A 13,262-nucleotide genomic window follows, 5' to 3' on the forward strand; every position below is an offset into this window, starting at 1 on the left:
ATCGTAAGGACGCCCTTGTCATTGCAGATATGATCAAAAACGGGTACTACTCCCCTGTTCGGTTTCATCCAGAAGCATACGAGGAACTGCGTATTCTCATGGCTAACCGAGAGACGGTTACCAAGCGACTCAACAGTGCTGTTAATCAGATTCATCGCTGGGTAGACATTGTCTTTCCCGAGCTCCGTCAGGTCTTTAAAATCCTTACCTGCACGAGTGCCATCGCAACACTCAGAGCCTTTCCTCTACCGAAAGAAATCAGTCGGTTAAACACGGAACAGGTCCTCGATGGTTGGAAGCAATATGTGAAGCGTCATGCTGGAGTTAAACGCGCTGAACTGCTCATTTCACTTGCAAAATCCAGTGTTGGAACCACTCAGGCACTCCACGCTTACAAGCTTCATCTTGGGCAATTGCTTGAAGAATATGACTTAGCGAAGCGCCAACTTGAACAGATTGAGCACGAGCTCCATCTCATTCTTGAACGTATTCCTTACGCACAGAAGCTGCTTGAAATACGAGGCGTCAATGCAACGAGTCTAGCTGGCGTACTCGGTGAGGCCGGTGATCTAAGTGGCTATTCGCATGGAAATGCTCTGCTGCGGCATGCAGGGTTGAATCTAGCTGAGGCCAGTTCAGGGAAATGGCGAGGAAAAATGGTGCTCAGCAAACGCGGTCGTCCACGTCTGCGTCATTTTCTCTATCTCATGACGATGTGTATGGTGATGACTAATCCAGAAGTTCGGGCTTTACACCACTACAATGTTGAGGAAAAAAAATTAAAAAAGATGAAATCTATTATGAAATTATGTGGTAAAGTTGCGCGTATGCTTGTCGGTCTAGCTAAAAGCAGCGAAGCTTACGACTCGTCTAAAGTTTTCCCACAGGCCGCGTAAAACCAGTCGATCCTCACCAACTCATGCATTCGCAGGATAAAAAGAAGCACGGAGTATCGGGAGACATTACGCAAAAGGGCTCGGACCCGTTCCGTTAGAAAGACCGACCTCCACCCCTTAGTTAGATGTGACTAAGGAATGAAAGGGCATAGACCCGTTGAGACATGGGAGCGAGAATCGCTAAGGCGAAGTGGAGACGTGCATAAATGGGACAATATGGGTGAAGTGTGACTCACCTTTATTTGTGCATGCCCCTTTCCATTTCAGTCCAGCCACAAGCTCCTCCATGTCTTCTTCTCTCATCTTAATCTAGGGTGAAATCCTGCGAATTCATGAGTCTGGGTGAGGAAACTGAATCATATTGAGGGAGCGTAATAACTATTTTCTGTTTTTCCATAAATAAGTGTCACAACTCAGTTGTTTTGCTATCAGTATTTGTAATAGTCAAACTCCACTTGGATTCAGATACAGGAAGCTTGCTTTTAAGGGTAATTCGATAAAGAGAGAGGCCCCATACCGCTTGCAATTTGGGATCAGACACGACAATTTCTTCTTTAGATGCAGCTAGTAAACTTTTATCATAATCCATCTGCACCTGGCTGTCTTCTGTACTCTTTAAGACAATAGTACCTTTCTCTTCTATTTGAGGATCCCATGGGGTTATAAAGTGAAGCTTGATATCATCTGTAGCACAGTTAAGCTGAAAATCTTCCTCTAGCAAAATTTGAGCAGCCTTCGCCTTCTGACGCAAAAAGGTAAATGTACGCTTCCAAGAGACAATTCCCGATGTTTCATGGTATGCGGAAGCTATGTTCAAAGAGAACCGGGCTGAGTCCGGAGTCGTATTGTAATGTACATCGCTCGCCTTGAAGTTATTCCCTGGCAGTTGCTGGATGCCGTTTACCATTGGTACGTTGTGGTACGCCGACTGCATCGTCCAAATGTCATAGCGATCCTTGCTAAACGTCTTAGCACTGTATGTTTCTACACCGACATCAATTAGATAAGGGATGCCGTCGGAATAGACCATAAAGTGACCGAGGTCATTATGATTATGACTCTCTGCATTATGTCCGCCTTTCGCTGCCAAGTAGAGCCCGCAGCTCGAGCCTTCTTGTTCCCTTGCTGCCATAACCTCGATTTCGTTCAACCAAACGTCTTTTATATATGGAGCCGAAGCGTCATCTTTCAGCTTGTCTCCTACCTGGAAAAGCGCAGGCAGTAGGCGATGCATTGTGAGCCAGCCTGACAGCGGTTTGTTATTTGGCGAAAATGCGCTTCTTGCCAAGCTAACAAGACGCTGATCCCCGATCCGAACCCCGTACCGATAAACGAGGTCTGATTCTATTTGCAGCATAGCGCTTCCATCTGCGAAATTGATGTAATAATTTTCATCAATATGGGCTCTGTATAGGTATCGCCCTAACTCTTGAATGAGTGGCTCATTGTACAAATTTATTTGCCCTTCAGAAGCTCCGTATAATAACTCCAAGCAATCGAATAACGATCCGGCGGCACGATGCCAGTAAACTGGCCCCTCTTCACATCCTCCATCCCTTTCGGAATCATTAATGAATCGATCCAAGCTGGTTATCATCTTTGCAATTCCCATAATGCGCTTCTCCTCATCCTCTTCCAATAATAAGAAGCAGAGAAGCACATTCGAATTTATCCACGGATTCCAATTGTTCATTTTTCGATTCGGATTAATACCCATCCACCATAAATCGGTACGTTCCAAGTACGGATCAAGAATACGACGATTTATTTCATGTTGAATTCGCGCGCAAATGCTTGTGCTGACTTCATCAAACGACTCTTTTAAAAGGTAATATGTCGTAGCAAGTACGCTCGCCGTCTCGCCTGCGCATAAATCAATAAACACATCCGTTACATCAGGTAGCGATAATTTGGCGCTAGCCTTGGATAAAACCATATGGGAAGGGATGATCCATGTGGTTTCTTCACAGATGCTCCATATTCCGTTAATGATTATATCCAGAAAACGGCCGCGCCCCTCGATACACTCTGCCAAAACTAACGTAGTTAGCACAACTCTACGTTCTCTTAATTTATTTTCATACCGCACAACGTTACCATCTCGAGTGTATGCCAAAAAGTCGGTAGCGGAAAGCGGAAGCCAAGGATATGCCAGGAATTCCTCTCCTCTAGTAACCCAATCCTGCTTTACAGATTCATTGAGAGATTGCCACATATCCCTATCGCTGAATTTAGGATATGGAAGATAATTCGTCTGCGGAAGTAACAGATTCTTTACATTATCCAAATAACGTTCTTTTAGCATATTCACACTCCTCTACTTTACCTCTACCAGTATCCCTTCAACCCTTTTTCAATACGCACAAGAGCTTCCAAATAATAATAGTCGCCCCAAATCATATAATCGTCTGGTCCGCTGTTTCCGCGTACGTGATACGAACCATGCTGCAATAAGCCTTCGGCATCGGGCATATTCATTGTCGAGTAATTCTCGACCAGTGATGTCATGGAACGCTGAAGTCCAGCCTCGAGCAATGGTCGATCAGAGTCGTCTGCCTCAAGTACATCCAGAAGCTCGAGCAAGCCCGCTGCAACAATCGCCGAAGCGGAGCTGTCCCGCGGTGTGTTCTCTTCAATTGGAACGTCGAAATCCCAATATGCGACGTGGTCTTCCGGTAAATGCACTAAAAAGTATTTAGCCAATTCTTTCGCCGTCTGCAAGAAAGCTTTATCTTTTGTGTAACGATAGCTAAGGGCGAATCCATAAATGCCCCAGGCTTGTCCCCGTGTCCATGTTGACCCGTCTTCATAACCTTGATGCGTTCCCCCGTGCAATGCATTGCCATTTGTTTGATCAAAATAAAACGTATGATAAGAGGAATAATCCCCTCGAACCAGAAAGCGACGGCTTTTATGCGCATGACGGTAGGCTATATCATAAAAATCTTTCTCGCCTGTTTGTTGATAGGCCCAGTATAATAGCGGGAGGTTCATTAAACAGTCGATGATAATTCGTCCTCCATTTTGGGGATCGCCTTCTTTTCCCCATGCTTGAATAGCGCCAATTGCAGGGCGCCAACGATCTCTAAGCTCGCGGGCCGCTTGCAAGGCAACAGCCCGAGCCTTTTCATCTCCGGTAATCATCCACTGCGCGGTAGCAGAAAGTGAATATAGAAATCCCAAATCATGATGGTCGAGATGGTAATGTTGATCCAAGCGCTGACTAAAGTTTTCTAGAAAAGACTCCGCGCTTTGTTTAAACTCCTCATCTCCGCTGTATTCATAAGACAACCACATCATACCGATATAAAAACCTTCTATCCAATCACCGTTTTCTCCCCATTTGTATCTTTGATTTTCCGTAATATGGGGGAGCAGTCCAGGATGGTTATGGATATTATTTTTTATTTTTTGCATTGCATCTTCAATTGCCGAGCGCCACATGAACTCCACTTCCTTTTTGTTGGTTATCATTCAACAGTATTTGATAGTAGTCGTACGATGAAATATGTTAACGATAGAGTTGACTCATTTCATGTGGTCATTGTGTCAAAGTCTTTACATGCTTGGTCCTGTATTCCCCTGGGGTAACTCCTGTAAGTCGCTTAAATGCGCGTATAAAATTTTGCGAGTTGTTATAGCGAAGCCGGTCGGCAATATCCGTCACTTTTAAATCCGTTTGCCAGAGTAGTTCCTTCGCTTTATCAATTCGAAAGGCGATCACGTAATCGGTAAACGTTACGCCAACCTCCTGCTTGAATATGCTGCTGAAATGTGAAACCGGCATCATGACCATTTCTGCGAGAAACGGCTGGGATAAATCTTCATCATAATGTTCGTGAATGTAGCGCAGAACTTTATCCGTGATTAACGAGTTCCGTTCACTTCGCAGATGACGAATATGAGTAATAATCGTCGGGAACATGACCTTCTTGAGCCATTGAACAATGTGTTCCATCGTCTTAAAACCATTTACGGTCTGGTAGACATTTTCTTCAAACAGTGTTGGCCCTTCTGTGGGGTCAAGTTCATATAACGTACGCATTGTCGCTGCGACAAGCTGAACGAAAGATTGACGGACATGGTCTGTCGTTAGCGAACCTTTCATTTTTAACGATACAGCGAAATCATCGACCGCACTGCTTGCTTGTTCAAGATTTCCAAGTCTTAGATTTGTCAATACCGATTGCTCTTGCTCTACCGGATACGTTAAAGTAGTTGCTTCAGGATTAACTTGTTCAATAAATAGAACCGTACCCGTTCCTTCTAACAGCTGGTACTTAAGCGCTTCAACCGCTTCTTTATATGATCGTTGGATGTTCTCAAGCCCCAAATAGCTGTGGCCGACACCAATGGTCGCCGTTACTTGTAGCACCTGCTCGATTAAGGTTCGTATTTCTTCAGAAATACGAAATACTTCTGCTTGCAGAAGACTCGGCTCATCGCTTTCCAAGCCGTGATTGATAACAACAGCAATTTGATCGGATTGCATTCTAACGACTATGCCGTTTGTATAGTGGCTGATGATCTCTTTGACAATATTAATCGCCCCATAAAAAAACAAATTAACGTCTTGCTCAGATTGGCCGCGCAGATTATCCAGCTCGATACATATTACAGTATAAAAAGGGTATTTTACCGGGATGTGATAATAATTGAGCTTTTCATAAAACTCACCGGAACGAAATGGCTCTGTAAGCAGGCGCTGAATAAAGTTGGCGCGCAAGAGCGGCATCGATTCTTTAATTTGATTTTCAAGCTCATCATTCTCTGTACGTATCGTTTCCACGTAATAATGGATGAGACCGAACTCATCCATTTTTCGCTGTGACGTCAGATTAAACTTTCCAATAACACGGATCGACTCGGCAATACCCGAAATAATCCGAAACAACCGCTTTGACAGCAGAATAGAGGCAAACAAGCTCATCAAGATAAGAGCCAGACAAATAATAGTAGTTGTATATTTTATAGATTGAATTGGTCTTGTCAGTTCTCTTAGCGACAGAATCGATACATAACGCCATCCATTGTAGTCCGATTTCAGCGAGTTGACCAACATTGAATCTCCGTTGATCTTGATCTTATCGGATGATTCCGGAATATCTAACGCCATCAAGACGCGGATGGAGTGATCGCTGAGTAACTCCCGATTGAGCGGCTTATGCCAATCCGACAGAACATTTCCTGACGGTGTAAGAATCAGCATCTCACCGTTGGTGCCGGCATACATACTGCTAAATACATTGAAGATCGCCTGTTCGTTCAAATTGATAATCAAATAGCCGAGAGCCTGATCAGACGAAACTGGCAAACGACGTACCAAAGTAACGACATGAGACCCGCCATTCAATTCTGATCGAGTCGTATTGTGTTCATACCAAAAAAAAGGCTCTTTGCTTTTATTAATGCGTTGAAGTAGCTCCGCTCCGAGCTTGGGTGCTTCTACAATGCCCTGACTTGGATTAATAGCTAGGTGCTGGCGGTTCATGTATAAATATACGGAATCCACATTGTCGATCAGCATTTCCATTGTATTTAATATGGTTGTTACATTTTTTAACGATTGTATATTGTCTAGAGGATCCGGCTCTTTTAAAAAATCAGTTAACGTCGGATTGAACGCTTGCTGCAAGACAATCTTGTCATTCGTCACCAGCAGCTTGTCAATTCGCTCTTGGACTTGCCGTATCGTTTCTTTGTTCGTCTTGCTGATTCCCTGCATGATACTGGAACTCGCGATCATGTAAGTTATGAGGCCAAGTACAATGACTGGAATGATAGAAATAAGCGAAGCAGCAAGCAGTACCTTTAACTGCGTACGATAAGTTGACTGTCTATTCCATATTGTACGAAGCACTTTGCACCACCTTTCGAGGAAACAACCGGAAGACCCTTTCCCATGAGGAAATGATCTTCCCTTGCTGATGATTATTGATTGCCTTTATTTTTTGTTTGCTTTATACCAGTCATTTACTTCCTTCGTGAGTTGACGACCACCATTATCCAGCCATTCATTCGCGAACTTGTCGAAATCCTCGATCTTTCTCTTGCCCATCACTACGTTGACGAAGAATTCATCGCGCAGCTTTGCTAGATCAGCACCCTTTTCGATCTGCGTAGGCGCCAGGTAACTGATTACCGGGTTTGTTACGCCTTTATCTGCATCATAGTCAAACATATCATGCTGCTTTTTTTGGACTTCAGGCTCAGCTGTTTTCGAAACATTCAAATAAGGATCGAATTTGTTTTGGGAGATCAAATTTCCAATGGCTTCGGCCTTCAGTTTGTCTGTATTTACCTTTAATGTTCCATCGGCATTCTTCGTATAATGGACGCCTTCTAATCCGTAATCCTTGAACATGGCTCCTTCATCGCTCATTTGCCAATCCAGGAAGCTGATGATTCGTTTTACTTTTTCCGGATCCTTCTCAAGCTTGGCTGGGATCACTTGCAAACCATAAAAACCGATCTGTTCGTTCACACCCGATTTACCGGTTGGTCCAGTAACAAGCGGGATCATTTCGAATTTTGCATTCGGGTTAATTTTTGTTGTATCCTCCACAAAATGAGCATAGTCACTGATGTTACCAATGTAAATACCCGCATTGCCGTTGTTGATTTTATCCCAAACCTGTGTTGTTTTTAACACAGCAAAATCTTTATCGATGGCGCCTTCCTTATACAGGTCACTAATAAAGGTGAGCGCTTGTTTGCGCCCTGGAGTAATGGTGCTGTTCATTAAAGTGCCGTCCTCCATCACTCGCCAACCGTTTCCGGTATCGAATGCGTTCCAAACCGTTTCGAGGAACGCAAGGTTTTCACCGACGGCAAAGCCGAATGTATCCGCTTTCCCATTTTTGTCAGGGTCATTCTTGGTAAATGCTACCGCTGTCTTAAACAGATCATCCGTCGTTTTGGGAACTGGCAATCCTAGATTATCGAGCCAATCTTTGCGAACCATGATCGCGGTAGTTGTTAATGGGCGCGGACGTGGAATGCCATAGATTTTACCGTTAATTTTTACGTTGTCCCAAACTGTCTTAGGCAACTTCATAATATTTGGCGAATTTTTGATATAGTCGTCAAGCGCGAGGAATGCGCCTTGTTCTGTATAATTGTAGAAATCGGCTGAAGGGAACGATTCCCATACCATGAAATCCGCCATATCACCTGATGCAACGGCGAGCTTTTCTTTTTCATCCGAGCTATTGTTCGGGATGGCTAGTGGCTCATAATCAATGTTGAATTTATCTTCAATAAATTTCCATCCCTCTGTCTTTTGCGCCGGATCACCGTAAAGCGGGAACATCGAGCTGATCTTAATATGCTTGCTGCTGTCTGCCTTAGCGGTAGACGAAGGCTGGTCCGAGCTGGCCGTATCTTTCTTTGCGCAGCCGATTGCGGAGCCCCCAAGTATCGCTACCACCATTGAAAGGTAAAGAACGGTCTTAAATTTGCGGTTGTTGTTCATGTACTGACCTCCTGAATATAAGTATGATATGGTAAAGAGAGCGATGTAATGGATTGGCTCCCTCTATACCCGAAGGCAAATCTACCCTTTTACCGAGCCCAGCAAAACTCCCTTTGCAAAATGCTTCTGTAGAAACGGATAAATTATCAGGATCGGCACGGTTGCAACGATCGTTGCCGCCATTTTAATACTTTTGGGCAACACTTGCGCACTGGCTTCGAGCGCAGCATTTTGAAATTGCTCGACTGAACCCTCGATGATCATTTGACGCAGCAGTACCTGAATTGGCCAGAGGTCGGACTTGTTTATATACATAACCGCCGAAAAGTAGTTGTTCCAGTGACCGACCGCATAAAACAGTGTAAATGTAGCTAAGGCTGGCATTGATAGCGGGAGTACGATTCGAAACAGGACACCAAAATTGCGACAGCCGTCAATCCGGGCGGCATCCTCCAGCTCTTCGGGAATACTCATAAAGAAGTTTCGCATAATGATCAGATTAAATGCGCTGATTGCACCTGGCAAAATTACAGACCAGACTGTGTTGAGCAAATGTATGTTTTTTACAACAAGGTAAGTTGGAATCAGACCACCATTGAACAACATGGTTACGACGACTAAAAACAGAATTACACCGCGGCCTTTCAGTCTTTTTTTCGAAAGCGGATAAGCCATTAAGGTTGTAAACAAGAGATTGACGAATGTACCCGTTACCGTAATAAAAATGCTTACCCATAACGAATTGACAAAATGCGTATTGGAAAAAATCGTATGGTAGGCGCCCCAATCGATTGTTTCCGGCCACAGGATAAGTCCGCCTTGCAGCACCTGTTTCATTGGAGCGAGTGAGGTCGCAGTAACATATAGAAACGGAATTAGTGTGATGAGCGAGAAAAGAAGAAGAATGCACACATTGCCAATATCAAAAGCTCTGCTGCCAATAGACGGTTTATAATGTAACAAATCGGTGCCTCCTATCAGAATCAGGACTCTACTTGATTAGTAGACGCCTTCTTCGCCGAATTTTTTAGTCAGCCAGTTAGCTCCCATAATGAGAATCAAACCCACAAAGGATTTAAATAAGCCGATAGCCGTTGTATAGCTGAACTTTCCGCCAATGAGTCCTTCACGGTACACATACGTCTCGAACACATCGCCTACGTCATTTACCGTCGAATTAAGCATGAGGTAAATATGCTCGAATCCGGTATCAAGAACGCTGCCCATGCGCAATATGAGCAATATGAGGATCGTGCTGCGAATCGCCGGAAGAGTAATGTGCCAGAGCTGTCTCCACCGTCCAGCTCCGTCAACGATGGCCGCTTCATAAAGCTGCGGATCGACACCTGCTAGTGCTGCAAGAAAAATAATCGTCCCCCAGCCAGCTTCCTTCCAAATGCTTTGGCTGACAATCAATCCTCGAAACCATTCTTGGGTCGTTAAAAAAGCAATTTCTGTTCCGCCGCCTGCTTTAATGAGCTCATTAATGAGACCACCCTGCGTGCCAAGCAGCATGTAAGTTATGCCAACCACAACGACCCAAGAAAGGAAATGGGGTAAATAAATAACCGTCTGAATGAATTTCTTGAATGCGGTAGCTCGAATTTCATTTAGCAGTAGCGAAAGCACAATCGGAACAGGAAAAAAGAAAATTAGATTATAAAAGCTGATAAGCATCGTGTTGCGAAGCAATAACCAGAATCCATTATAATGAAATAGCGTTACAAAATGCTGAAATCCGACCCATTCACTTCCTGTGATTCCTTTATAAGGGCTGTAATTTTGAAAGGCAATCACAATTCCCCACATTGGTATGTACTTAAATATGATAAAAAACAAGATTCCCGGAACAAGCATTACATACAGTTCCCAGTCGTTAATCATATGAAATCGTTTCTTCTTCGAGATTGCATTCGACAACTTAATATGTTGCTCCGTTGTTGAATCCATGGTGTTTCCCCTCCATCATTTTTTTCTCTTTGTGTCTCGTCGATCAAAGTCACATTAACATAAGGTTATATGAAATAAAATAATCATTTTTAATGAGTATTGATCATTACTTGGTATCTCCATCGCTCTTGCTGACGGGGTTGTATGTCCGAGTACTGCCGAATATAATGACCGTTATCTCAGAAAAGAAAAAGGATGCCTCCTATGTACGTGGGTCTGCTGGAACAGACTCTTACATGGGAGGCATCCCCAAACAATATGGTCATTGTATCAAAGTAAGCGTCAATCCAACCCATGGTTACTTGTCGCAAGCAAGGCACAATTTTTGCAGGTGTAAAGATTGCGGTTTTATATCCGTTATGACTTTCTAATTTCTCTTCAAAGCTCACATTTTGTTGTGCCGCCGTACTTACAACGCCATCTATACTCATCGATTTCCCAAGAACATATTCGCGATATTGTATGATCCCTGTCAAACCGTTCAGATTCACGAATCATATCAATATCAGCTCCTATATAGCCCTGTAATCGATACAATATATTCCCACTTTTTGTTGAGCATTTTCTGCCCGTTAGCACAACGCGGCTGCCGATACATGTCGGTAGCCGCGTCTTAGTTATTAATTAAGCTATAGTGTCCCGTTAGCGTAATAGTTCTGCTTGATCGATTATGGTTGCCAAGCTTCCCATATATTACCATCCGGATCAGCGAACGTTATGTTGGGACCACTTGTCACACGTTCTCCTAAAATATTCACTCCGTTTTCCTTGAACCGTTCAATTAGTTCCTGGATTCGTGGAGTAATAAAGCATGCCATTGCATGGGGTTTGCCGCTGTCCAATGACCATGAAAAGCGTAATCGACCACCTTTTTCGTCCGATTGGTGAAGGAAAAGAGCAGGAACAACCTGCCTTAGACCAGGTGAAGGAAGATTTCCATTCCGATCGGGAAGATTCAAGACAGCCATCACCATCCCAGGCTCAACACGGTCGTTGTTTGCAGGTTGGTACCCTAAATTCTTTTGGTACCATTTAATAGACTCGTAAACATCATTTACTGGGACATAAATACAAGTTACTCCCGTAATGTCCTCCAGTCTTTCTTCCACTTTAATTTGCTCATTTGCCTGCATACCCGTTTCCTCCCTCGCATTATCTCAAATCAATAATCATCACATTCTACACCTCAATCATTCCTAATTTTACCATTACTACGCATTGGATGATATGTAATTTTTTATTATTTTCACTCGTTCGTTAAGCTAAACTGCCCGTTAGTTGAGAAAAGGCAGCCGATCAAAAAGCCGACTGCCTTCAACTGTCTTTATTAAGCTATCGTGTCCCGTTAGCTCAATAGTCTTATGTTTTAATTAGAGTCGGTGCTTATAGTTGTGAGGCTTGCCGAACACCTAATGCAGTGACGTCCCGACGGGCTTAGGGGGCTGGATGTGGTCACTCGCTTCTCAGAGTGACCCGAAGTGTCAATATGGTGTTAGTCGAAGGAAGTTCTGGAAGCAGCCATTGCATTTAACGCGTTCTCAAAATAGCTATATACTTCATCTGCAATTCCCAGAAACTCTTCAACAAGTACATTATTACTATCCAAGTAACAAGCATACAGATAATCAACTAAAGCGGAGTCAATCTCACAATAGTTTAATATGGCATTCTTCATCATAATAATGTCATCTTGCCATACACCTGTATCTTCTAAAACCAAAGAGTATAATGCACGAATTAATCTCTTAGAGTAACCTTTAATATATCTATTCTTCATTGTGTTATCACTAGCATTAGAAAGTAAACTATGTCTACGATCTACTTCCTTCTTGGTCTCTGTATTTAAGTCTAAAATGAACTCTGGAGAAATAATTATCGGTGGTACTTTTTCACCAACGTCATGACCATATATGCAAACACAAATTATCTTTACCCAAAAACCCCAATCATTTGGTTTACTTAATACATAGTCAATCGAGCAAATTGTCGTATCAATCTTAGTTAATACTGGATATTCTCCCAAAAGCCTGTCTTTAATATTTGACAATCTTTCGTAATCAATATCTTTGGGATTTACACATACAATAGTAAAGTCTGCATCTGACTTAAAAGGTTTAGCAGTTCCTTTTGGAATCGAGCCACACATATAAATGCTATGAATCTTACCTTTAAATTCGGTAAGTATATTATCTATATACTTATCAACAAAATCCTTATATTCACTTTGTATTACAATTCTTTTTATAACTTTTTCTAATATCATATAGACTCCTCCCAAAATAAAAAACGCCCCAAAGCCAAATGCTCTGGGACGATATTAATCGCGGTACCACCCAGGTTGCTGTATTTTCACACAGCCACCTTAATTGACTATAACGAGTCAAACCGATGGGTATTAGCCATACTCTGGAACTGGCATTTTCAATCAGTACTCTAGGGTTTTCTCAGTCATGAAACCCTTTCCTGTGAAGAGTTTAATGATTTACTTTTGTTCCATCATTGATTTACGGATATTGGTTAAATATTACTCTTTCCCGTCACCTTAGTCAAGAACTTGCTCAAGATAACTGCCCGTTAGTTCAATAAAATAAGCAGGCTTAGGCAGCCTGCTCGACAATGTATGATATTCAGCTATCGTGCTTCATTAGCGAAGCGAACTTTGTACTTATCCTATTTGCTTTTCCTCAATTCGATACCATAACTCACAATACTCATAACCGTCTTTGTTTGTACAATACATTTCGAAATTGCCACCATCTAAAACATTATACTTTGATGTTTGTAGCCATTCAGTAAATATCCGATTTTTTAATGAGCGCAAATCATAATTGCCGCTGCCGTTCCCAGCACTTAATGTTGAAAATACCACCCAAGTAGATGCCGGAACATCTACAACTGTATATTCATTGATCTTGCTATTCTCCGATTTGTAACACCCGATC

At 42.8% G+C, this 13,262-nt stretch carries 10 protein-coding genes; 1 reads left to right on the forward strand and 9 read right to left on the reverse strand.

Features of this window, described 5'->3' with window-relative positions; all coding sequences use genetic code 11:
- A partial coding sequence (locus MUG84_RS26935; protein WP_244731254.1) for a transposase occupies window positions 1–896 on the forward strand: 896 nt, incomplete at its 5' end.
- A gap of 406 nt (window positions 897–1,302) precedes the next feature.
- Here the strand turns inward: MUG84_RS26935 and MUG84_RS26940 are convergent.
- The 9 genes from MUG84_RS26940 to MUG84_RS26980 all read right to left on the reverse strand — a co-directional run.
- On the reverse strand, window positions 1,303–3,201 hold the full coding sequence (locus MUG84_RS26940; RefSeq protein WP_244731255.1) for a heparinase II/III domain-containing protein: 1,899 nt from the start codon (window positions 3,199–3,201) through the stop codon (window positions 1,303–1,305).
- 23 nt (window positions 3,202–3,224) lie between these two features.
- Window positions 3,225–4,340, reverse strand: a complete 1,116-nt coding sequence (locus MUG84_RS26945; RefSeq protein ID WP_244731256.1) for a glycoside hydrolase family 88 protein — start codon at window positions 4,338–4,340, stop codon at window positions 3,225–3,227.
- A gap of 97 nt (window positions 4,341–4,437) precedes the next feature.
- Window positions 4,438–6,756, reverse strand: a complete 2,319-nt coding sequence (locus tag MUG84_RS27570; protein WP_244731257.1) for a helix-turn-helix domain-containing protein — start codon at window positions 6,754–6,756, stop codon at window positions 4,438–4,440.
- Window positions 6,757–6,840: 84 nt separating this feature from the next.
- Window positions 6,841–8,370, reverse strand: a complete 1,530-nt coding sequence (locus tag MUG84_RS26955; protein WP_244731258.1) for an extracellular solute-binding protein — start codon at window positions 8,368–8,370, stop codon at window positions 6,841–6,843.
- 81 nt (window positions 8,371–8,451) lie between these two features.
- The gene (locus MUG84_RS26960; RefSeq protein ID WP_244731259.1) at window positions 8,452–9,333 is read right to left on the reverse strand and encodes a carbohydrate ABC transporter permease; all 882 of its coding nucleotides are present in this window, start codon (window positions 9,331–9,333) and stop codon (window positions 8,452–8,454) included.
- Window positions 9,334–9,369: 36 nt separating this feature from the next.
- A complete protein-coding gene (locus MUG84_RS26965) occupies window positions 9,370–10,320 on the reverse strand; it encodes an ABC transporter permease (protein WP_425313288.1) in 951 nt (316 codons plus the stop codon).
- 668 nt (window positions 10,321–10,988) lie between these two features.
- Window positions 10,989–11,453: a VOC family protein gene (locus tag MUG84_RS26970; RefSeq protein WP_244731260.1), complete on the reverse strand. Its 465-nt coding sequence runs from the start codon at window positions 11,451–11,453 to the stop codon at window positions 10,989–10,991.
- Between the two features lie 359 nt (window positions 11,454–11,812).
- Window positions 11,813–12,583 (reverse strand): nucleotidyltransferase domain-containing protein, encoded by a 771-nt coding sequence (locus MUG84_RS26975; RefSeq protein ID WP_244731261.1) that lies wholly within the window; start codon window positions 12,581–12,583, stop codon window positions 11,813–11,815.
- Between the two features lie 402 nt (window positions 12,584–12,985).
- Window positions 12,986–13,262, reverse strand: a 277-nt coding sequence (locus MUG84_RS26980; protein WP_244731262.1) for a GyrI-like domain-containing protein, incomplete at its 5' end; no start/stop codon positions are given.

It is taken from the genome of Paenibacillus mangrovi, assembly GCF_022898935.1.
GTDB lineage: Bacteria > Bacillota > Bacilli > Paenibacillales > Paenibacillaceae > Paenibacillus_AQ > Paenibacillus_AQ mangrovi.

What these genes read in the sequence shown, in the direction of transcription:
- MUG84_RS26940 (WP_244731255.1), bottom strand. Translation starts at nt 3,201, where the DNA reads ATGCTAAAAGAACGTTATTTGGATAATGTAAAGAATCTGTTACTTCCG.
- MUG84_RS26945 (WP_244731256.1), bottom strand. Translation starts at nt 4,340, where the DNA reads ATGTGGCGCTCGGCAATTGAAGATGCAATGCAAAAAATAAAAAATAAT.
- MUG84_RS26955 (WP_244731258.1), bottom strand. Translation starts at nt 8,370, where the DNA reads ATGAACAACAACCGCAAATTTAAGACCGTTCTTTACCTTTCAATGGTG.
- MUG84_RS26965 (WP_425313288.1), bottom strand. Translation starts at nt 10,320, where the DNA reads ATGGATTCAACAACGGAGCAACATATTAAGTTGTCGAATGCAATCTCG.
- MUG84_RS26970 (WP_244731260.1), bottom strand. Translation starts at nt 11,453, where the DNA reads ATGCAGGCAAATGAGCAAATTAAAGTGGAAGAAAGACTGGAGGACATT.
- MUG84_RS26975 (WP_244731261.1), bottom strand. Translation starts at nt 12,583, where the DNA reads ATGATATTAGAAAAAGTTATAAAAAGAATTGTAATACAAAGTGAATAT.